Source organism: Suilimivivens sp. (assembly GCF_037359455.1).
GTDB lineage: Bacteria > Bacillota > Clostridia > Lachnospirales > Lachnospiraceae > Suilimivivens > Suilimivivens aceti.
The window spans coordinates 50,584-70,868 of sequence record NZ_JAXXXI010000041.1; the positions used below are offsets into that span (position 1 = coordinate 50,584).

Below are 20,285 nucleotides of genomic sequence, written 5' to 3' on the forward strand. Positions count from 1 at the left end.
CGGAGAGTACAGATAGGAGCAGCGATGAAGATCAAAACGAAGGTATTTGGAGAAGTAACGATTGACGATGATAAGGCGATCCATTTTCCTGCAGGAATTATCGGATTTCCTGATATGACAGAATTTGCCCTGATCCATGATGAGGAAAAGGGAGCAGGATCGATCCACTGGCTGCAGTCCCTGCAGGAGCCTGCTTTTGCCATGCCGGTCATGGATCCGCTGATCGTTAAACCGGATTACAATCCGGAAATAGAAGATGAACTGCTTTCCCAGATCGGAAAGCTGGATCCGGAAGAGATTCTGGTGCTCGTTACGGTAACAGTGCCTTCGGATCTGACGAAGATGAGCGTTAACTTACGAGGACCGATCATTATTAATGCGGCAGAAAAGAAAGCGTGCCAGGTGATTGTGGAAGGCGAAGCTTATGCAGTCAAATACCCTATTTATGATATCCTGAATGCGGGAAAGAAAGCAGGTGAATAGATGTTAGCTTTATCCAGAAAAAAGAACGAGGCATTGATCGTCAACAATAATATTGAAATTACTGTACTGGAGATCAAGGGAGAACAGGTAAAGCTTGGCATCAGTGCACCGAAGGAAGTGCCGGTTTACCGGAAAGAGGTCTATGCGCAGATCCAGGAGGCAAATCAGGAGGCTGTCAGTATGGAAGGGCTTTCTGCACTGCAAAATCTGCTTGGCTGACCCTTAATTTTTTTGATATTTATTCCGATATAAATAAAAGATAACAGAAGAAATCAGTTTAAATGGAATTGTTTACTATCACACGGAGGTGATTATCATGGCAATTGAAGCATTAAACAGTGCCGTCAGCTATCAGGCACAGACGACCAGACAGGCGAAGCCTGTACAGAAGACAGTTGTAGAGGACACGGAGGTTACTACTACACAGGGGAAGGCTGTAAGCGGTGATATTGCAGCGGGAACCAGGGTAGGGGAGACAGAGAGGCAGGACAGCCAGAGTGGACAGAATGGCTCCCAGAATCAGCAGCCCAGTAATGAACAGTTGAAGAAGGCGGTAGAGCAGCTGAATAAGAGTATGCCGCATTCAGAGGCAATCTTCGGATTCCATGAGGAAACAAACAGAGTGACCATCAAGATCATAGATAAGGATACCAAGGAAGTGATTAAGGAGCTTCCTCCTGAAAAGACTCTTGACATGATCGCCAAGGTATGGGAGCTTGCTGGAATCTTAGTGGATGAGAAGAGATAGGAGAATATGATATGTCAATGAGAATGACCGGTATGTTTTCCGGTATGGATACGGAAAGCATCATTCAGGAGCTGGTCAGTGCCAAACAGACAAAAGTAGATACACAGAAAAAGGCACAGACCAAGCTTGAGTGGAAGCAGGATGCCTGGAAGGAACTGAATACCAAGCTGAAGAATCTTCAGTCCAAATATATCGCAAATATGCGTTTTTCTGATGCATACAGCAAAAAAACGACCAAGGTTTCCAACAGCAGCGCAGTCAGTGTGATCACAGGTGAAGGTGCTGTGAATGGAGTGCAGACCCTGGAAGTTTCCAGACTTGCCAAAACTGCATACCTGACAGGTGGTAAGATTCAGAGCAGTAAGGAGGTAACGGCGCTTACGACTCTTGGAGAGCTGGATGAAAAGCTTGGAGATGATTTTTCCGGTACGATTACAGTGGGAGCCGGAGACAAGCAGAAAACACTTAATATTGATAAGAATACCAGTATCTCAACGGTTCTGAATACCATGAAGGAAGCAGGCTTAAATGCCAGCTACGATGCCGGACAGAAGAGGTTCTTTGTCAGCGCTAAAACATCAGGTGAGGATGGAAACTTCAGCATCACAAGTGGTGATGCAAGCGGACAGAAGGCACTTAAGATGCTTGGCATCTCCTATGATGCGAGTGCAGAGTCTACCGGTAAGAGTGATGATGAGGCTGCAGCACATTATACCAAGGGACAGGATGCGGAGATTTATCTCAATGGTGCCAAATTTACCGACAGCACCAATGTATTTGAGATCAACGGACTGACCTTTACTGCACTTTCTGCAACAGCACCAGGAGAGACAGTTACTGTGACCACAGAGCAGGATACTGATGGTATCTATGACATGGTCAAGAATTTCCTGAAGGAATATAACAGTGTGATCAACGAAATGGATAAGCTGTACAATGCAGATTCCGCCAAGGGCTATGAGCCGCTGACGGATGATGAGAAGGAGTCCTTGTCCGATTCTGAGGTTGAGAAATATGAAAAGAAGATCAAGGATGCCCTGCTCCGGAGAGATGACAATCTTTCCACAGTAAATTCTGCTCTGCAGCAGATCATGTCAGGCGGCGTTGAGGTTGGCGGCAAGACCATGTATCTGAGTGATTTTGGCATCGATACCCTCGGCTATTTTACAGCAGCTGAGAATGAGAAGCATGCTTATCATATCGATGGAGACTCAGATGATGCCAGTACCGCTGGCAATGCTGACAAGCTGAAGACCATGATCTCCAATGATCCGGACACGGTTATTTCCTTCTTTACGTCACTGTCCCAGAAGCTGTATGGCAAGATGACAGACCTTTCCAAGTCAGTAGACGGCTACAGAACCTTTGGTAATTTCTATGATGACAAGAAAATGAAGTCGGATTACGATAGTTACACAAGCAAGATCAAGGAGCTGGAGAAGAAGCTTCAGGATTATGAGGATAAATGGTACTCCAAATTCAGCAAGATGGAAACTGCGCTGGCCAAGATGCAGTCAAATTCAAGCGCTGTAACAGGATTATTAGGAGGCTCATGACATGGCGTTACCAAATGCGTATGCCCAGTATAACAATAGCAAGGTGCTGACAGCGTCACCGGCAGAGCTGACACTGATGCTCTATGAGGGAGCAATCAAATTCTGTAATGTGGCGATCGATGCTGTAGAGCGTAAGGATATAGCAAAGGCACATACTAATATTGTCAAGGTAGAGAATATTATCGATTATCTCCGGAAGACATTGGATATGAAGTATCCGGTAGCACAGGATTTTGAAAGGATGTATGTCTATCTGGATCAGAGACTTGTAGAGGCAAATGTAAAGAAGGATGTGGAGATCCTTGAAGAGATCCGTGATCACCTGCATGCCATCCGGGATAACTGGAAGGAAGTTATGCGGGTTAATAGAGAGAAAGGAAGAGTATGATCGATAATTACCTGGGGATACTGGAAGACAGTCTGCATAAGAAGCTTGACGTACTGGAGGAGATCACAGCCTACAATAAACAGCAGGAAGAGCTTCTGAAAAAGGACACAGTATCCATGGAAGAACTGGACACCAATATGGAACAGAAGGATGTTTTGATACAGAAGCTGACAGAGCTGGATGAAGGCTTTGAAGCACTGTATGAAAGAATCCGGGAGCAGCTGCTTACAAATAAGGATGCTTATAAGGATCAGATCAGAAGGATTCAGGGATTGATTTCCGAGGTGACAGAAAAAGGAGTTTCCATTAAAGCCCAGGAGACCAGAAATAAAAAGCTGGTGGAGGATTACTTTATAAGAGAACGGAGAGAGCTCCAGAAGGGAAAGAAGGCTTCCCGGACAGCATATGGATATTATAAGAACATGAGTGGCAACAATGTAATACCACCGCAGTTCATGGATCAGAAAAAATAAATTTGCGCCAAATACACAATAAATAAAACAGAAGGAATAGGCTTTGCCTGTTCCTTCTTGCATTATGGGGCTTTTAACCGGATTTTTCGGTACTTTGGTAACAGTTTATAAAAAATTAAGTATTTTATCAGTGACGAAATATCGAGAATGTGATATACTTGCATGAAGAACAAAGATATATGAATTATAAACAGGAAACGCTAATGGAGGTTTGAAAATGACCAAAGCAGAAATTTTAAAGGCCGAAATTTTAAAGCAATACAAGAGTGTCAGACAGTTTGCCCTTGAAATGGGAATTCCTTACAGTACTCTTGTGACTGCCCTTGACAGAGGAATTGAGGGCATGGCATATGGAACGGTGATCCGTATGTGCGACAAGCTGAGTCTGAATCCGGTCGACTTTTCTTCTCTTGAAAAGGGAGAGTCATTGGGAGAGAGGATTCTTGAAAACAGAGTTATGCAGTATTATGTGCTTCTGAACAAGAAGGGACGTAAGAAGATCCTTGAAATGATGGAAGACTATTCACAGCTTGATAAGTATAAGGAACAGTAAGAGTTAAAAAACCTCACTTACCGGTATGGACTGGGAAGTGAGGTTTTTTAACAGTAGTAATTGAACATCATGCCGCTGTAGGCACTGGCTGCATAGGGAGCCGGGAAGTTGTGTCCGGGATTCTTGTAGGCCACGATGGTCTTCTCCACGTATTGCATGGGATTCAGGGAGACATCATTTATTTTTTTTAGGATAGAATCCGTAAAATCCTTAAGAGTGTCATAACCGTGGAAGCCTTTTTCAGAAAGGGCAGTCTGTGTGAATGTGTTTTTGTCGAGACTAAGAGAACCATCCTCCTGCCTTGAGATGCCAAGCTCGGAAAAAGACTGCGCATACTGGGAGGACAGATGATTCATTTCACGAAGAAGCCGGCGACTCTTGTGATAATCCACATCATAATTGCTGACAGAGGCAAGGAAAGAATTATAACCATCGATCAGATTGGAAATATTCTCAGTCAGGGATTCTACATCTGTTTTCAGACTGAGCTCAGCAGTATCCTCAGGCGAAGTGCTTGCTGCGTGCAGGGTAACTTCATATAGCTTCTCGATTGTAAAATGGTTGGAGGATGCTTCCCGCGGTTCTCCGTTCAGGGTAAATTTGGCATTGGAAGGGGAAACTGCTACCGTATTTAAACCAAAGTATGCCACACTGCCGGCTTTTTTACTGGTACTGTTATCGGAAATGACAAAGTGGAAATCCTGTCCGCCTTTAAGGCCGGTAGAGACACCTGTAAGACGCAGGGCACTGTTCTGGCCTTCAATCAGTACATCTGCCTTAAGACCAATGTCTGCACCGGAGATCAGCCTGGCAAGACGTTCCTGTACATCCCTGTTGGTTTCCCCCTGACGGATGTTGTATTGAAACTCATAGTTCAGATCATTGACCAGGACATCAAAGGAATAGGAATCCTCTGGTAGATCTGCAGGACTTGCTGAAGGAAGAAAGCTTCCTATATTGATCTGACCGGTAGCCAGATTTTCTACAGAGATCTGGAAGGATGGAACTTCTTTCTCTGAGGCATCTCCAATAAAAGAGGTCTCCACAAGATCCGGATTACTGGAATAGGCTGTTTTTTTATTCAGTAGATCTGTGCGGTCAAGTCCGCCAAGGGAAGCAATGGTGTTCCGAAGCTGCCTTGCGTTCTCCTTCAGGCTGACAGCAAACTGGATTGATTCGTCATTTGTTTCCGGAAGGTAAAGGGGGGATTCTTTATTCAGCTTGAGGATGGTATTATAGATGCTTTTCAGTTCACTTCGTTTATGAGCATCATAACGGGTCGTGCCCTTTGGCGCATAGGCCGAAAGATAATGATTATAGATCGTATTCAGAGCTGCACTATAAGCCATAACTGCCCCTCCTTTCTTCCATGACTATCATTCTGTAAGGGAATCCTTTCCCTGATAATTAAACTAAGGGCATAATAACTCACTGTTATGTTACTATCTTAGCATGGGAGAGGTATAAATTCAAGCACAGGAGGCGTAAAAATACGCAAAAATAAGAAAAACATTGGGAAATGAGTTGACGGGGCAGGACAGATATGTTATAGTTATCGGGCGAGATGAGATTTAGGTCTTTTTTTTATGCTCAAAATCCGGTAAAAGATTGGAGGAATTACAATGCGTACTAAGATTACTTTAGCTTGTACAGAGTGCAAACAGCGTAACTACAATACTACAAAAGATAAGAAAGCACATCCGGACAGGATGGAGACTAAGAAGTATTGCAGATTCTGCAAAACTCACACATTACACAAGGAAACCAAATAATCTGATTGCATGAAAATGCAGCTTTGCGTAAGAAAGGAGTAGAGATGGCAGATTCCGCTAAGAAAGAAAAAGCGAATAAACCCAGCTTCTTTAAAGGCTTGAAGGCAGAGTACAAGAAGATCGTATGGCCTGACAGGAACGAAGTGCTGAAGCAGTCTGTTGCTGTTGTCTGCATTTCTATCGTACTTGGTGCAATTATCGCCGTGCTGGATTTCCTGATGCAGTACGGAGTGGATTTCCTGACAAGTCTGTAAAGTGAGGGTGGGATAATATGGCAGAAGCAAACTGGTATGTAGTACATACCTATTCAGGGTATGAAAATAAAGTCAAAGCCAATATCGAGAAAACCATCGAGAACAGACATCTGGAAGAAGAGATCCTGGAAGTCCGTGTGCCCATGGAGGATGTTGTTGAGATGAAGAATGGTGCCAGGAAGACAGTCCAGAAGAAGCTGTTTCCCGGCTATGTCCTGATCAACATGATCATGAATGACGACACCTGGTATGTGGTACGGAATACCCGAGGTGTTACCGGTTTCGTAGGCCCCGGAAGTAAGCCTGTTCCGTTGACAGAGGCAGAGATGAAGCCCCTTGGTATCAAGACAGAGAATGTATCTGTTGATTTCGCAGAGGGAGATACCATTGCTGTTGTAGCCGGTGTCTGGAAGGATACGGTTGGCATTGTTCAACGTATGGACTTTGGCAAACAGACAGCGACCATCAATGTGGAACTGTTCGGCAGGGAGACTCCTGTAGAGATTGGTTTTGCAGAAGTGAGAAAAATGTCATAGGATTGATATTTTTTAGGAAGTATTCCACAAGAAACTTCTTATTAAATATAGGAACAAAGTAAGGTCTGCGTTTACCCGCAGACAGTGGGAGCAGAACTTCAGGCTGCAGCAGAAGCTGCACGGGAGGAATGCGCCATACCACAATGCATTTATTGCATTATTATAGGAGGTGCCACAATGGCAAAGAAAGTAGAAGGATACATTAAGTTACAGATCCCTGCTGGTAAAGCTACACCAGCTCCCCCGGTTGGTCCTGCACTTGGACAGCACGGAGTTAATATCGTTGAATTCACAAAGCAGTTCAACGCAAGAACCGCTGACAAGGGTGATGTGATTATCCCTGTTGTTATTACTGTATACGCAGACAGAAGTTTCAGTTTTATTACGAAAACTCCCCCGGCTGCAGTTCTTTTAAAGAAGGCCTGCAACATTAAGTCTGGTTCTGGTACACCCAATAAGACAAAGGTAGCAACAATTTCCAAGGCTAAGCTTCAGGAAATCGCTGAGATGAAGATGCCTGACCTGAATGCAGCAAGCGTAGAGGCTGCTATGAGCATGATCGCTGGTACTGCAAGAAGTATGGGTATTACAGTAGAAGACTAATAACAAATTAATGGCAAGTGGGAGACTTAAGCGTCGTTTGAACCATAGGAGGATTAAATAATGAAACATGGAAAGAAATATACCGAGGCCGCAAAGCAGGTAGACCGTGCAGTTGCTTACGAACCTGCAGATGCAGTTGCATTAGCTAAGAAGACAGCAGTAGCTAAGTTTGATGAGACCATTGAAGTTCATATCAGAACAGGCTGTGATGGACGTCATGCTGAGCAGCAGATCCGTGGTGCAGTTGTACTGCCTAACGGAACTGGTAAGACTGTTAAGGTTCTGGTATTTGCCAAGGGTGACAAGGTAAATGAAGCAGAAGCAGCTGGTGCAGATTATGTTGGAGGAGATGAGCTGATCCCCAAGATCCAGAATGATGGATGGCTTGACTTCGACGTAGTAGTAGCTACACCTGATATGATGGGCGTTGTAGGACGTCTTGGTAAGGTTCTTGGACCTAAGGGTCTGATGCCTAACCCGAAGGCTGGTACAGTAACTATGGATGTTACTAAGGCCGTTAATGATATTAAAGCTGGTAAGATTGAGTACAGGCTTGACAAGGCTAATATCATTCATGTTCCGATCGGAAAGGCTTCCTTCAGCGAAGAGAAGCTTCAGGAGAACTTCAATGCACTGATGGATGCTATTGTAAAGGCAAGACCTTCAGCACTGAAGGGACAGTATTTAAAGAGCATCACTCTTACATCTACCATGGGACCTGGTGTAAAGGTAAGCGTAGCAAAATTCTAATCTAACCGGATGAAGAATAATGAGAGCCGCAGATTTGTTTCTGTGGCTCTTTTTGCATCTGCAGTATGTTTTATGGTATACTCATAATATGATGGTTTCAAAGAAAAAAGTTATGACAAAGAAAAAAAAGATATCTCCGGTTCTGATCTTTTTCCTGACCTTGGGAGGAATTCTTCTGGTGGGACTTTCGGGGCTTCTTTTCCTGTCCCTCCAGACAGGAAAAAGAGGAGCGCAGCAGGCATGGAACACTGATGCAGATGAAAGCAGCCGGCAGGATGATCTGGAAGGAAAGGATAATGCAGAAGCGGGAACACCGCTTCACAGTCTTTGGGAGATGATCCCCGAGAAGCAGGCTGCAGCAGAGGAAGGGGAAGAGAAAGAGCCGTATGCAGGTATTCTGCAGGATCCGGAATATATGGCTGCCAACCGGATCTATGAGAAGAAGAGCAGCGAGGATGGCAGGGTAACTCTCTGCTTTGCAGGGGACATTCTTTTTGATGACGAATATGCAGTGATGGCAAAGCTGAAGAGCCGGGGCGGTGCCATAGAGGATGGAATTTCTGAGACCCTGATCTCTGAGATGAGGGCTGCTGATATAATGATGATCAACAATGAATTTCCTTATACAAACAGGGGGACGCCTACAGAAGGAAAGACCTATACCTTCCGGGCGGATACGGATACCGTGCATTATCTGGATGACCTTGGCGTGGATCTGGTGTCACTTGCCAATAACCATTGCTACGATTTCGGGGAAACCGGGCTTCTGGATACACTGGATACGCTGCAGCAGGACGGGATTCCTTATGCAGGAGCAGGCAGAAATCTCGAAGAAGCGGCAGCACCGGTTTATTTTATCAGTGGCGGAATGAAGATCGGCTTTCTTTCTGCTACGCAGATCGAGAGACTGGATAATCCGGATACGAAGGGGGCCACAGAGGGGGCGGCTGGTGTATTTAGGTGCTGGAACCCGGAAAAGCTCCTTGCTGTCACAGAGGAGACCCGGAAAAACTGTGATTTTCTTGTGGTTTATATCCACTGGGGGACGGAGAACGTGGCAGAAGCGGACTGGGCACAGCTTGACCAGGCACCAAAGATCGCACAGGCCGGTGCTGATCTGATCATCGGAGATCATCCCCACTGCCTGCAGGGGATCCAGTACTTTGGGGAAACACCGGTGTTTTACAGCCTTGGAAATTTCTGGTTCAATTCTAAAACACTGGATACCTGTCTGCTGAAGGTGACACTGACAGATAGCAGGATTGAAAGTATGACCTTTATCCCCGCAGTGCAGAGTGGATGCTATACCTCCCTTGCAGAGGGAGAAGAAGGACAGCGGGTGATTTCTTATATGAATAGTCTGTCAACGGGTGTTTTTATAGGAAGTGACGGAAGCATAAGCAGGCAGGAGTGAAGTATAAAGTTAAAAATAGGGTAAAAACAGTTGACAGGGGTATAACCGGTATGCTATTATTTCAAAGGTTGATATGACCATGCCGAAGACAGTAGGTACCGGATGCGGTGTAAGCGGAGCGCCTACCGAGGAAATGAGTTTATTTCAAGTAGATTCTATCCTTCCGGACTTCGGAAGGATTTTTTTTACAAAGTAGAAACTCCTTTCGGCAGAAAATCTAAAAGGAGGTAAAGAAATGGCTAAGGTTGAGTTAAAACAGCCCGTTGTAGAAGAAATTTCTGCTCACATTAAAGATGCCCAGTCTGTTGTTCTTGTTGACTATCGTGGACTTACTGTAGAACAGGACACACAGCTTCGTAAGCAGCTTCGTGAGGCAGGAGTTACCTACAAGGTTTACAAGAACACCATGATGAACTTTGCGTTCAAGGGAACAGATTTCGAGGCACTGGCTCCTTATCTTGAGGGACCCAGCGCAGTTGCAATCTCCACAACAGATGCAACAGCACCTGCAAGAATTCTCTGCAAGTTTGCTAAGGAAGCTCCGAAGCTTGAGGTTAAGGGTGGTGTTGTTGAAGGCATCGCATATGATGCTAATGGAATCGGCGAGATCGCTAAGATTCCTTCAAGAGAAGAGCTGCTGTCCAAGCTGCTTGGAAGCATTCAGTCTCCTATCACAAACTTTGCACGTGTTATGAACCAGTTAGCAGAAAAAGGCGGAGCATCCGCATGCGAAGCACCTGCTGCTGAAGCACCCGCAGAGGAAGCCGCTCCTGCTGAAGCAGAAGCACCTGCAGAAACACCTGCAGAATAATACAAGATAATCAAACATTCCCACCAGGTGGGAGCCTATGAAAATGAAAATGGAGGAAAATAAAATGGCAAAGTTATCCACACAGGAAATTATTGATGCTATCAAAGAGTTAACTGTACTTGAGTTAAATGATTTAGTTAAAGCATGTGAAGAAGAGTTCGGCGTTTCTGCAGCAGCAGGCGTTGTAGTTGCAGCAGCAGCTGGTGATGGCGCTGCAGCAGCAGAAGAGAAGACAGAGTTCGACGTAGAGCTGACAGAAGTTGGTCCTAACAAGGTTAAGGTTATCAAGGTTGTTCGTGAAGCTACCGGTCTTGGACTGAAGGAAGCTAAGGATCTTGTTGATTCTGCTCCCAAGGTTCTTAAGGAAGGCGCTTCCAAGGAAGAAGCTGACGATATCAAGGCTAAGCTGGAAGCTGAAGGCGCTAAGGTTACTCTTAAGTAATTGTCATACGTCATATGAGAATGATAAAGCCCCGGTCACATCTGTGACTGGGGCTTTTGAAGTCCCTCTGGTAAAAAATTAGCAGCTGCAGTCAAAAAATGATTGACTGGCTTTTCATGTTGTGTTAGTATGGATAGTGCACTATTGTGGTGTGGTATGCATATTTGAAAGCGTCAAACGGTCTTTTTTAATGGGCTGCTTGGCTGAAAGCTTCATAAATCATAAAGAACGGGGTGAATGTCAATGGAAAAGAACAGAATACGTCCTATTGCCACAGGCAAGAACATGCGTATGAGTTACTCACGACAGGAAGAAGTTTTGGAGATGCCGAACCTGATAGAAGTCCAGAAAGACTCCTATAAATGGTTTCTGGATGAAGGCCTCAAGGAAGTGTTTGAGGATATCTCTCCCATCGAGGATTACAGTGGCCATTTAAGCCTTGAATTTGTTGACTTCGAGCTGTGTGAGGATGACGTAAAGTATTCTATCGAGAAGTGCAAGGAAAGAGATGCGACCTATGCAGCTCCCCTTAAGGTAAAGGTCCGTCTTTACAATAAGGAGAAGGAAGAAATCAGTGAACATGAGATCTTCATGGGTGATCTTCCGATCATGACAGAGACAGGTACTTTTGTGATTAACGGTGCAGAACGAGTTATCGTCAGCCAGCTCGTAAGATCACCTGGTATTTACTATGGTATCGGTCATGATAAGATCGGTAAGAGGCTCTTCTCCGCAACTGTAATTCCGAACAGAGGCGCGTGGCTGGAATATGAAACAGATTCCAACGATATTTTCTATGTACGTGTTGACCGTACGAGAAAGGTGCCGATCACTGTTCTGATCAGAGCACTTGGTGTAGGAACCAATGATGAGATCAGAGAGCTGTTTGGTGATGAACCCAAGATCGAAGCAAGCTTTTCCAAAGACGTTTCTGAAAATTATCAGGATGGTCTTTTAGAGTTATACAAAAAGATCCGTCCCGGTGAACCCTTAAGTGTTGAAAGTGCAGAAAGCCTGATCAATGCCATGTTCTTCGACCCCAGAAGATATGACCTTGCCAAGGTTGGACGCTACAAATTCAATAAGAAACTGGCATTCAGAAACAGGATCAGAAATCATGTCCTGGCAGAGGATGTTGTGGATCCTTTTACCGGAGAGGTACTTGCACAGGCAGGAACCAAGGTTGACAGAGAACTGGCTGACAGGATCCAGAATGCGGCAGTTCCTTATGTATTTATCCAGACAGAGGAGAAGAACGTAAAGATTCTTTCCAATATGATGGTAGATATTACAAGCTTTGTTGAATGTGACCCGAAGGAGCTTGGTATCACAGAGCATGTATATTATCCTGTTCTTGCACAGATCATTGAAGAGTTCGGAGAGGATCCGGAAGCACTGGCAGATGCCATTAAGAGAAATGTGCATGAGCTGATTCCCAAGCATATTACAAAGGAAGATATTCTTGCTTCCATTAACTATAATATCCATCTGGAATACGGTATTGGTAATGATGATGATATCGACCACCTTGGCAACAGACGTATCAGAGCCGTAGGTGAGCTGCTTCAGAACCAGTACAGGATCGGTCTTTCCAGAATGGAAAGAGTTGTCCGTGAAAGAATGACAACCCATGATGCTGAGGAGGTTTCTCCTCAGGTACTTATCAACATCAAGCCGGTACAGGCAGCCGTTAAGGAGTTCTTCGGATCTTCCCAGCTGTCACAGTTCATGGATCAGAACAACCCTCTTGGTGAGCTGACCCACAAGAGACGTTTATCAGCCCTTGGTCCTGGTGGTCTGTCCAGAGACCGTGCCGGATTCGAGGTTCGAGATGTTCACTATTCCCATTATGGAAGAATGTGTCCTATCGAAACACCTGAAGGTCCTAACATTGGTCTGATCAACTCACTTGCATCCTATGCAAGAATTAATGAATATGGTTTCGTGGAGGCTCCTTACCGTAAGATTGATAAGAGTGATCCGATGAATCCGAGAGTCACCAATGAAGTAGAGTACATGACAGCGGATGAAGAGGATAATTATCATGTGGCACAGGCGAATGAGCTTCTGGATGAAGAGGGTCATTTCGTAAAGAATACAGTATCCGGCCGTTACAGGGAGGAAACTTCCGAGTATCCGAAGACCATGTTTGATTATATGGACGTATCTCCCAAGATGGTATTCTCAGTGGCAACAGCCCTGATCCCCTTCCTGGAGAACGATGATGCGAACCGTGCACTGATGGGATCCAACATGCAGAGACAGGCCGTACCACTTCTGACTACCGAAGCTCCTGTTGTGGGAACCGGTATGGAGCCCAAGGCAGCTGTTGACTCAGGTGTCTGTGTGGTGGCAAAGAAGCCTGGTGTGATAGATTATGTATCCTCTAATCTGATCAGGATGACCTGTGATGATGGAGAAAAGGTAGAGTACCATCTGACCAAGTTCTCCAGAAGCAACCAGTCCAACTGCTATAATCAGAAGCCTATCGTATTCAAGGGCAACCGTGTGGCAGCAGGCCAGGTGATCGCAGACGGTCCTTCCACTTCCATGGGTGAGCTTGCTCTTGGTAAGAATCCTCTGATCGGTTTCATGACCTGGGAAGGCTATAACTACGAGGATGCGGTTCTGTTAAGTGAAAGACTGGTACAGGATGATGTATATACATCAGTCCATATTGAAGAATATGAAGCAGAAGCACGTGATACCAAGCTGGGACCTGAAGAGATCACAAGAGATGTTCCCGGTGTTGGTGATGATGCACTGAAGGATCTGGATGAAAGAGGTATCATCCGTATCGGTGCTGAGGTTCGTGCCGGTGATATTCTGGTTGGTAAGGTAACTCCAAAGGGAGAGACTGAGCTGACAGCTGAAGAGAGACTGCTCCGTGCGATCTTCGGTGAGAAGGCAAGAGAAGTAAGAGATACCTCTTTAAAGGTACCTCATGGTGAATATGGTATTGTTGTGGATGCCAAGATCTTTACAAGAGAGAACGGCGATGAGCTGTCTCCTGGTGTAAATCAGGCTGTACGCATTTATATTGCGCAGAAGAGAAAGATTTCTGTTGGTGATAAGATGGCCGGACGTCATGGGAACAAGGGTGTTGTTTCCCGTGTACTTCCAGTAGAAGATATGCCTTACCTGCCTAATGGCCGTCCGCTGGATATCGTACTGAATCCTCTGGGTGTGCCTTCCCGTATGAATATCGGACAGGTGCTGGAGATCCATCTGTCATTGGCAGCCAAGGCACTTGGCTTTAATGTGGCAACGCCTGTCTTTGACGGTGCAAACGAAATAGATATTATGGATACCCTGGATCTGGCAAATGACTATGTCAACTTATCCTGGGAAGAATTTGAAGCAAAGCATAAGGATGAACTGCTTCCGGAGGTACTGCAGTATCTGTCAGATAACAGAGACCACAGAGCACTCTGGAAGGGCGTTCCGATCTCCAGAGATGGTAAGGTAAGACTCCGTGACGGACGTACCGGTGAGTTCTTCGACAGCCCGGTTACCATTGGCCACATGCATTACCTGAAACTCCATCATCTGGTAGATGATAAGATCCATGCACGTTCAACCGGTCCTTACTCCCTGGTTACACAGCAGCCTCTTGGTGGTAAGGCACAGTTCGGTGGACAGCGTTTCGGAGAAATGGAAGTCTGGGCTCTGGAGGCATATGGTGCATCCTATACACTTCAGGAAATCCTGACAGTGAAGTCTGATGATGTCGTAGGACGTGTAAAGACTTATGAAGCAATTATCAAGGGTGACAATATCCCGGCTCCCGGTATTCCGGAATCCTTCAAGGTACTTCTGAAGGAGCTGCAGTCTTTGGGTCTGGATGTCAGAGTACTCCGCGAGGACAATACAGAGGTAGAAATTACTGAGAACATCGACTATGGCGAAAACGATTACCGTTATGAGATCGAAGGGGACAATAAGAACTATGATTATGATAAGAGTTCTCTTTCCTCAATGGGTTATCAGCAGCAGGAATTTGACGAAGAGAGCGGTGAGCTTGTAAACGCAGAGGACGAGGAACCTGACGAGGAGTTTGATGGCGATTTCGAGGATGATCTTGCCATGGACGAATCCTTTGATGGCGATGAAGAATAAGACTGTGGATAAATAGTTATCTGGAAGGAGTGCCAAAATGTCAGAAACAAAGCAAGAAGGATACCAGCCGATGACATTCGATGCCATCAAGATTGGTTTAGCATCACCTGAGAAAATCAGAGAGTGGTCAAGAGGCGAGGTAACAAAGCCGGAAACCATTAACTACAGAACCTTAAAGCCTGAAAAGGATGGTCTGTACTGTGAAAGAATTTTCGGACCCAGCAAGGACTGGGAGTGTCATTGTGGTAAATATAAGAAGATCAGATATAAGGGCGTTGTCTGCGACAGGTGTGGTGTAGAGGTTACGAAGTCCAGTGTCCGCAGAGAGCGTATGGGACATATCGAACTGGCCGCACCGGTTTCCCATATCTGGTATTTCAAGGGAATTCCAAGCCGTATGGGACTGATCCTGGATCTGTCCCCCAGGGTACTGGAGAAGGTTCTTTACTTTGCATCCTATATCGTATTGGATGCAGGGGAAACAAACCTTGAATATAAGCAGGTTCTTTCCGAGAAGGAATATCAGGATGCAAGAGATACCTGGGGCAGTAAATTCCGTGTAGGAATGGGTGCAGAGGCGATCAAGGAGCTTCTGCAGGCCATTGACCTTGATACAGAGGCAGAGGAATTAAAGTCCGGACTGAAGGATTCTACCGGACAGAAGAGAGCAAGGATCATCAAGAGACTGGAAGTTGTAGAAGCTTTCAGAGAGTCCGGAAACGAACCCTCCTGGATGATCATGGATGCAATCCCGGTTATTCCACCGGATCTGCGTCCCATGGTACAGCTTGACGGTGGACGTTTCGCAACCTCCGACCTGAATGATCTGTACAGAAGGATTATTAACAGAAACAACCGTCTGAAGAGACTGCTTGAGCTTGGTGCTCCGGATATCATCGTCCGTAACGAGAAGAGAATGCTGCAGGAAGCTGTAGATGCCCTGATCGATAACGGAAGAAGAGGAAGACCGGTAACAGGACCTGGTAACAGAGCACTGAAGTCTCTGTCTGACATGCTGAAAGGTAAGTCCGGACGTTTCCGTCAGAACCTGCTTGGTAAGCGTGTTGACTATTCGGGACGTTCCGTTATCGTCGTTGGACCTGAACTGAAGATCTATCAGTGTGGTCTGCCGAAGGAAATGGCAATTGAATTATTCAAGCCCTTCGTTATGAAGGAGCTGGTATCAAGAGGCATTTCCCAGAATATTAAGAATGCAAAGAAACTGGTAGAGAGACTGGATACTCAGGTATGGGATGTGCTGGAAGAGGTCATCAAGGAACATCCGGTTATGCTGAACCGTGCTCCTACACTGCACAGACTTGGTATTCAGGCATTTGAGCCGATTCTGGTTGAAGGTAAGGCAATCAAGCTTCATCCCCTTGTATGTACAGCGTTCAACGCTGACTTTGATGGTGACCAGATGGCTGTACACCTTCCTCTTTCCGTAGAGGCACAGGCAGAATGCCGTTTCCTGCTCCTGTCTCCCAACAACCTGTTAAAGCCGTCTGATGGTGGTCCGGTAGCCGTTCCTTCACAGGATATGGTGCTTGGTATCTACTATCTGACTCAGGAGAGACCTGGTGCAGTCGGTGAAGGCAAGTTCTTCAAGAGTGTTAATGAAGCAATTCTGGCTTATGAGAACGGGGCTTGTACCCTTCATTCCAGAATCAAGGTAAGAGTGAGCAAGACTAATGCTGCCGGTGAGGTGATCACTGGAACTGTAGAATCTACACTGGGACGTTTCCTGTTCAATGAGATCCTTCCCCAGGATCTTGGTTATGTGGACAGAAGCAAGGAAGAGAACTTCCTGCTTCCTGAGGTGGATTTCCATGTAGGTAAGAAGCAGTTAAAGCAGATCCTTGAAAAGGTCATCAATACACACGGAGCATCCAAGACCGCAGAGGTGTTGGATCTGATCAAGGCTACCGGATACAAGTACTCCACAAGAGCAGCCATGACAGTATCCATTTCCGATATGACCGTGCCTGAAAGAAAGCCCCAGATGCTGGCAGAGGCACAGGCCACTGTTGATAAGATATCCCAGAACTTCAGACGTGGTCTGATCACAGAAGAAGAAAGATACCGTGCCGTAGTTGAGACATGGAACGAAACAGATAAGGAGCTGACAGACGTTCTGCTTGCAGGACTTGATAAATATAACAATATCTTCATGATGGCTGACTCCGGTGCCCGTGGTTCCAATCAGCAGATCAAGCAGCTGGCAGGTATGCGTGGACTGATGGCAGATACAACAGGTAGAACCATCGAACTGCCGATTAAGTCAAACTTCCGTGAAGGTCTGGACGTACTGGAATACTTCATGTCCGCACATGGTGCACGTAAGGGTCTGTCTGATACTGCTCTTCGTACCGCTGACTCCGGTTACCTGACAAGACGTATGGTTGACGTGTCGCAGGATCTGATCATCCGTGAGGTTGACTGTATGGAAGGTGCCGAGAATATTCCCGGTATGACAGTAAGGGCATTTATGGATGGTAAGGAAACCATCGAAGGATTAAAGGATCGAATTACAGGAAGATATTCCTGCGAGGAGATTAAAGATAAAGACGGCAATGTGATCGTTAAGAAGAACCACATGATCACACCGAGCCGTGCAGCCAGGATCTTAAGCGTAGGCGTAGATCAGGATGGCAACCCGGTAGAAAGCGTAAAGATCCGTACGATCCTTACCTGTCGTTCCCATATTGGTATCTGTGCGAAGTGCTATGGCGCGAACATGGCTACCGGTGAGGCAGTACAGGTTGGTGAAGCAGTTGGTATCATTGCGGCACAGTCTATTGGTGAGCCCGGTACACAGCTGACCATGAGAACCTTCCATACCGGTGGTGTTGCCGGTGATGATATCACCCAGGGTCTTCCCCGTGTAGAGGAGCTTTTTGAAGCCAGGAAGCCCAAGGGACTTGCGATCATCGCTGAGTTTGGTGGTGTGGCAGCCATTAAGGATACCAAGAAGAAGCGTGAGGTTATTATCACCAATCATGAGACAGGTGAGACCAAGGCTTATCTGATCCCTTACGGATCCAGAATCAAGGTTCTGGACGGTGCAGTGCTTGAAGCCGGTGATGAACTGACTGAAGGTAGTGTTAACCCTCACGATCTGTTAAAGATCAAGGGGATTCGTGCTGTACAGGATTATATGATCCGTGAAGTTCAGAGAGTATACCGTCTGCAGGGTGTTGATATCAGTGACAAGCATATCGAAGTCATTGTACGTCAGATGCTGAAGAAGGTCAGAATCGAAAACAACGGAGATACAGATTTCCTGCCTGGAACACTGGTAGATGTTCTGGATTATGAAGATATGAACGAACAGCTCATCGCAGAAGGTAAGGAGCCCGCAGAAGGAAAGCAGGTAATGCTTGGTATTACCAAGGCAGCACTGGCTACGAACTCCTTCCTGTCAGCAGCATCCTTCCAGGAGACCACCAAGGTTCTGACAGAAGCTGCGATCAAGGGTAAGGTTGATCCGCTGATCGGTCTGAAGGAAAATGTTATTATCGGTAAGCTGATTCCTGCAGGTACAGGTATGAAGCGTTACCGCAACATCAAACTCAGCACAGATGATAAGCTTGATGGAACCATCGGAGGAGATGATCTGATCGATTTTGGTGATGACATTGATCCGGAGGAAGAAATCAGCATTGATGAAACAGCTGAGGATACAACGGAAGACACTGGAGAGGCAGAAGAAACCGTAAAGGCAGAAGAATAAGAAATAAAAAGAGGCTCTGCCGGCAAAATGCCGGTGGGGCTTTTTTTATGCGCCTGGTGGTGTGCGTTTCTGATACTTGTTTTTGGAATATGCCTGCTGTAAACGTGTTGTAATTTAGCGGAACAGTACAAAAAAAGGCATCAGCAGGGTGAGCAGCAGTACAAAGAAGCTGATGTAGATCGTAGATTTAAAATAGATGAAGTCGGATTTCTGCTGACTGACGATCCGGGGGAACGGGATTGTATTTGGCGTCATCTTGCAGGCAGAAAAAACATTCTGCAGGGTAGTATCTGCTTTTTCAATACTCAGTTTTGGCTTTTTCATAGGATTATTCTCTTTCTTCCAGATATTTTTTTATCTGCTTTAAAGCAGCATGGTGATGGCGTTTGATGCTGCTGAGGCTGACGCTGCAGGCTTTGGAGATTTCCTCCATGGTCAGGTCGTTGAAATAGCGAAGTACAATGATCTGCTGTTCCATGAGGGACAGACTGTCGATAGCCTGTTTGAGCAGTGAACGTACGGCATTTTTGGTACAGAACTCTTCCGGAGTGTTCTGGCTATCAGCAAAATTCAGAAGCTCAAACAGCTCACTGGAAGAAAATTCTACCTTGCTCTTACGGATGGCAATATCATAGCATACATGAAAAGCGATCGTATTAAGCCATGAAATGAACAGCTCCGGCTCTTTCAGGTCCGGCAGCTTTTTCATGACCTGAATGTAGATCTCCTGGAGAGCATCCTGGGCAAGATACGTGTCTTTCAGATAGTAGCAGGCATAATTATATATTTTGTTGTAAGTAAGTCCATAAAGCTGGGCAAATGCATTACTGTCATTTTCTTCTACAAAGAGGCTGACAAGCATGGCAATCTGCCTGTGATTGTAATTCGCCATAATTATCTTTCATAAAAAGAAATTAAAATCAGTGGTGGAGCTTATTGGAGGTATGGGCAAATAATTGTCCAAGATCCGTAAAATTACATTCCTGGTTTAAGGTATAGCAGGAAGAAAACTGGATTGGAGTTTTGTGACTGTTATAGGAAGTAATTTCTTTTCCAAAATCAGCAAGGAACTGTTCAGTTTTTTCCTGAGAAGCATTTTCCATTACAAGTACAAATTCATTTCCATTATTTCTGCCAACAAAACCATAGGGTTTTCCCACCTTTTCCAGAATTTCAGAAAAATCCTGTAAAGCAGCATTTCCACTGCTGCGCCCCAGGGAGGTGTTGATCCTATCCAGATTGGAAATACGCAGCATACAGCAGCCAAGTGAAGGGAGCGAGCCAGGAGCAATACGGTCAGCAAGGAATTTATCCAGACAATGTCTGTTAGGGATGCTGGTCAGGTCGTCCAGATAGACGAGCCGGTTCAGTTCCCTTGATTCTGCTGAAAGAGAGCGGAGCAAAGTCAGATCCCATAGAAGGAAAATGAGAAAGCTGACTACTGATACCCATACAGCAGCGCAAAAGCAGGCAAGGGCAGGAGAATCAGATAATGCTGCCTGGAAGCTCCTTTGCATAAATATAATAAAGAAAACCAGATCTATGCCGATTGTCAGGGTCAGCTGGATCAGCTTGGCTCTTTTTAAACGGTAGATAGAATTATCCTTTTGCATAAAGGAAGTTCCTCCAATATTATGATTAGTAGCTGTC

At 45.6% G+C, this 20,285-nt stretch carries 21 protein-coding genes and 1 other annotated feature; of the genes, 17 read left to right on the top strand and 4 right to left on the bottom strand.

The window, feature by feature from the left end:
* Positions 1-24 precede the first annotated feature (24 nt).
* From fliW to WJQ40_RS07880, 7 genes are all read left to right on the top strand, one after another.
* Complete coding sequence (gene fliW / locus WJQ40_RS07850) at positions 25-483, top strand: flagellar assembly protein FliW (RefSeq protein WP_337404247.1); 459 nt, start codon at positions 25-27, stop codon at positions 481-483.
* Positions 484-702, top strand: a complete 219-nt coding sequence (csrA, locus tag WJQ40_RS07855; protein WP_337539098.1) for a carbon storage regulator CsrA — start codon at positions 484-486, stop codon at positions 700-702.
* A 97-nt stretch (positions 703-799) separates the two neighbouring features.
* A complete protein-coding gene (locus WJQ40_RS07860) occupies positions 800-1,231 on the top strand; it encodes a flagellar protein FlaG (RefSeq protein ID WP_118799041.1) in 432 nt (143 codons plus the stop codon).
* Positions 1,232-1,242: 11 nt separating this feature from the next.
* A complete protein-coding gene (fliD, locus tag WJQ40_RS07865) occupies positions 1,243-2,787 on the top strand; it encodes a flagellar filament capping protein FliD (protein ID WP_337539100.1) in 1,545 nt (514 codons plus the stop codon).
* A 1-nt stretch (position 2,788) separates the two neighbouring features.
* Positions 2,789-3,175 carry a flagellar export chaperone FliS gene (gene fliS, locus WJQ40_RS07870; RefSeq protein WP_118799043.1) on the top strand — a complete coding sequence of 129 codons (387 nt, stop codon included), beginning with the start codon at positions 2,789-2,791 and terminating at the stop codon, positions 3,173-3,175.
* Positions 3,172-3,648: a flagellar export chaperone FlgN gene (gene flgN / locus WJQ40_RS07875; protein ID WP_337539103.1), complete on the top strand. Its 477-nt coding sequence runs from the start codon at positions 3,172-3,174 to the stop codon at positions 3,646-3,648. Before fliS ends, flgN begins: the two co-directional genes overlap by 4 nt.
* A 217-nt stretch (positions 3,649-3,865) precedes the next feature.
* Positions 3,866-4,201 (top strand): transcriptional regulator, encoded by a 336-nt coding sequence (locus WJQ40_RS07880; protein WP_118799045.1) that lies wholly within the window; start codon positions 3,866-3,868, stop codon positions 4,199-4,201.
* 47 nt (positions 4,202-4,248) lie between these two features.
* Here WJQ40_RS07880 and fliD (WJQ40_RS07885) read toward each other — a convergent pair whose 3' ends face one another.
* The gene (fliD, locus tag WJQ40_RS07885) at positions 4,249-5,550 is read right to left on the bottom strand and encodes a flagellar filament capping protein FliD (protein WP_337539105.1); all 1,302 of its coding nucleotides are present in this window, start codon (positions 5,548-5,550) and stop codon (positions 4,249-4,251) included.
* Positions 5,551-5,823: 273 nt separating this feature from the next.
* Here fliD (WJQ40_RS07885) and rpmG point away from each other — a divergent pair, with 273 nt between their 5' ends.
* The 10 genes from rpmG (at position 5,824) to rpoC (ending at position 18,635) form a co-directional block, all read left to right on the top strand.
* The gene (rpmG, locus tag WJQ40_RS07890; RefSeq protein ID WP_118799047.1) at positions 5,824-5,973 is read left to right on the top strand and encodes a 50S ribosomal protein L33; all 150 of its coding nucleotides are present in this window, start codon (positions 5,824-5,826) and stop codon (positions 5,971-5,973) included.
* Between the two features lie 44 nt (positions 5,974-6,017).
* Entirely contained in the window at positions 6,018-6,227 is a 210-nt protein-coding gene (gene secE / locus WJQ40_RS07895) for a preprotein translocase subunit SecE (RefSeq protein WP_118799118.1), read from the top strand.
* A 17-nt stretch (positions 6,228-6,244) separates the two neighbouring features.
* A complete protein-coding gene (nusG, locus tag WJQ40_RS07900; protein ID WP_262575828.1) occupies positions 6,245-6,763 on the top strand; it encodes a transcription termination/antitermination protein NusG in 519 nt (172 codons plus the stop codon).
* A 177-nt stretch (positions 6,764-6,940) separates the two neighbouring features.
* On the top strand, positions 6,941-7,366 hold the full coding sequence (gene rplK, locus WJQ40_RS07905) for a 50S ribosomal protein L11 (protein ID WP_118799049.1): 426 nt from the start codon (positions 6,941-6,943) through the stop codon (positions 7,364-7,366).
* 60 nt (positions 7,367-7,426) lie between these two features.
* Entirely contained in the window at positions 7,427-8,116 is a 690-nt protein-coding gene (gene rplA, locus WJQ40_RS07910) for a 50S ribosomal protein L1 (RefSeq protein ID WP_118799050.1), read from the top strand.
* Between the two features lie 112 nt (positions 8,117-8,228).
* Positions 8,229-9,530, top strand: coding sequence for a CapA family protein (locus WJQ40_RS07915; RefSeq protein WP_337539109.1), 1,302 nt, complete (start codon positions 8,229-8,231; stop codon positions 9,528-9,530).
* A gap of 64 nt (positions 9,531-9,594) precedes the next feature.
* Positions 9,595-9,724 (top strand) — a sequence feature (ribosomal protein L10 leader region).
* A gap of 41 nt (positions 9,725-9,765) precedes the next feature.
* Positions 9,766-10,341 carry a 50S ribosomal protein L10 gene (gene rplJ, locus WJQ40_RS07920; RefSeq protein WP_118799051.1) on the top strand — a complete coding sequence of 192 codons (576 nt, stop codon included), beginning with the start codon at positions 9,766-9,768 and terminating at the stop codon, positions 10,339-10,341.
* A 64-nt stretch (positions 10,342-10,405) separates the two neighbouring features.
* Complete coding sequence (rplL, locus tag WJQ40_RS07925) at positions 10,406-10,783, top strand: 50S ribosomal protein L7/L12 (protein WP_118799120.1); 378 nt, start codon at positions 10,406-10,408, stop codon at positions 10,781-10,783.
* Between the two features lie 243 nt (positions 10,784-11,026).
* Positions 11,027-14,902, top strand: a complete 3,876-nt coding sequence (locus tag WJQ40_RS07930; protein ID WP_337539113.1) for a DNA-directed RNA polymerase subunit beta — start codon at positions 11,027-11,029, stop codon at positions 14,900-14,902.
* 37 nt (positions 14,903-14,939) lie between these two features.
* Entirely contained in the window at positions 14,940-18,635 is a 3,696-nt protein-coding gene (gene rpoC, locus WJQ40_RS07935; protein ID WP_337539115.1) for a DNA-directed RNA polymerase subunit beta', read from the top strand.
* Between the two features lie 114 nt (positions 18,636-18,749).
* On the opposite strand, the gene WJQ40_RS07940 is transcribed toward rpoC, so the two are convergent.
* Genes WJQ40_RS07940 through WJQ40_RS07950 form a run of 3 tightly spaced genes read right to left on the bottom strand, consistent with a single transcriptional unit; the run spans position 18,750 to position 20,248 of the window.
* Entirely contained in the window at positions 18,750-18,959 is a 210-nt protein-coding gene (locus tag WJQ40_RS07940) for a hypothetical protein (RefSeq protein ID WP_262575823.1), read from the bottom strand.
* Between the two features lie 4 nt (positions 18,960-18,963).
* Positions 18,964-19,527 carry an RNA polymerase sigma factor gene (locus WJQ40_RS07945; protein ID WP_337539117.1) on the bottom strand — a complete coding sequence of 188 codons (564 nt, stop codon included), beginning with the start codon at positions 19,525-19,527 and terminating at the stop codon, positions 18,964-18,966.
* A 28-nt stretch (positions 19,528-19,555) separates the two neighbouring features.
* Positions 19,556-20,248, bottom strand: a complete 693-nt coding sequence (locus WJQ40_RS07950) for a GGDEF domain-containing protein (RefSeq protein WP_337539119.1) — start codon at positions 20,246-20,248, stop codon at positions 19,556-19,558.
* Positions 20,249-20,285: the final 37 nt, after the last annotated feature.

What these genes read in the sequence shown, in the direction of transcription:
- fliD (WP_337539100.1), top strand. Translation starts at nt 1,243, where the DNA reads ATGTCAATGAGAATGACCGGTATGTTTTCCGGTATGGATACGGAAAGC.
- rplK (WP_118799049.1), top strand. Translation starts at nt 6,941, where the DNA reads ATGGCAAAGAAAGTAGAAGGATACATTAAGTTACAGATCCCTGCTGGT.
- rplJ (WP_118799051.1), top strand. Translation starts at nt 9,766, where the DNA reads ATGGCTAAGGTTGAGTTAAAACAGCCCGTTGTAGAAGAAATTTCTGCT.
- nusG (WP_262575828.1), top strand. Translation starts at nt 6,245, where the DNA reads ATGGCAGAAGCAAACTGGTATGTAGTACATACCTATTCAGGGTATGAA.
- WJQ40_RS07915 (WP_337539109.1), top strand. Translation starts at nt 8,229, where the DNA reads ATGACAAAGAAAAAAAAGATATCTCCGGTTCTGATCTTTTTCCTGACC.
- WJQ40_RS07950 (WP_337539119.1), bottom strand. Translation starts at nt 20,248, where the DNA reads ATGCAAAAGGATAATTCTATCTACCGTTTAAAAAGAGCCAAGCTGATC.
- fliD (WP_337539105.1), bottom strand. Translation starts at nt 5,550, where the DNA reads ATGGCTTATAGTGCAGCTCTGAATACGATCTATAATCATTATCTTTCG.
- rpoC (WP_337539115.1), top strand. Translation starts at nt 14,940, where the DNA reads ATGTCAGAAACAAAGCAAGAAGGATACCAGCCGATGACATTCGATGCC.
- fliS (WP_118799043.1), top strand. Translation starts at nt 2,789, where the DNA reads ATGGCGTTACCAAATGCGTATGCCCAGTATAACAATAGCAAGGTGCTG.
- rplA (WP_118799050.1), top strand. Translation starts at nt 7,427, where the DNA reads ATGAAACATGGAAAGAAATATACCGAGGCCGCAAAGCAGGTAGACCGT.
- WJQ40_RS07930 (WP_337539113.1), top strand. Translation starts at nt 11,027, where the DNA reads ATGGAAAAGAACAGAATACGTCCTATTGCCACAGGCAAGAACATGCGT.
- rplL (WP_118799120.1), top strand. Translation starts at nt 10,406, where the DNA reads ATGGCAAAGTTATCCACACAGGAAATTATTGATGCTATCAAAGAGTTA.
- flgN (WP_337539103.1), top strand. Translation starts at nt 3,172, where the DNA reads ATGATCGATAATTACCTGGGGATACTGGAAGACAGTCTGCATAAGAAG.
- rpmG (WP_118799047.1), top strand. Translation starts at nt 5,824, where the DNA reads ATGCGTACTAAGATTACTTTAGCTTGTACAGAGTGCAAACAGCGTAAC.
- fliW (WP_337404247.1), top strand. Translation starts at nt 25, where the DNA reads ATGAAGATCAAAACGAAGGTATTTGGAGAAGTAACGATTGACGATGAT.
- WJQ40_RS07945 (WP_337539117.1), bottom strand. Translation starts at nt 19,527, where the DNA reads ATGGCGAATTACAATCACAGGCAGATTGCCATGCTTGTCAGCCTCTTT.
- csrA (WP_337539098.1), top strand. Translation starts at nt 484, where the DNA reads ATGTTAGCTTTATCCAGAAAAAAGAACGAGGCATTGATCGTCAACAAT.
- WJQ40_RS07860 (WP_118799041.1), top strand. Translation starts at nt 800, where the DNA reads ATGGCAATTGAAGCATTAAACAGTGCCGTCAGCTATCAGGCACAGACG.
- secE (WP_118799118.1), top strand. Translation starts at nt 6,018, where the DNA reads ATGGCAGATTCCGCTAAGAAAGAAAAAGCGAATAAACCCAGCTTCTTT.
- WJQ40_RS07880 (WP_118799045.1), top strand. Translation starts at nt 3,866, where the DNA reads ATGACCAAAGCAGAAATTTTAAAGGCCGAAATTTTAAAGCAATACAAG.
- WJQ40_RS07940 (WP_262575823.1), bottom strand. Translation starts at nt 18,959, where the DNA reads ATGAAAAAGCCAAAACTGAGTATTGAAAAAGCAGATACTACCCTGCAG.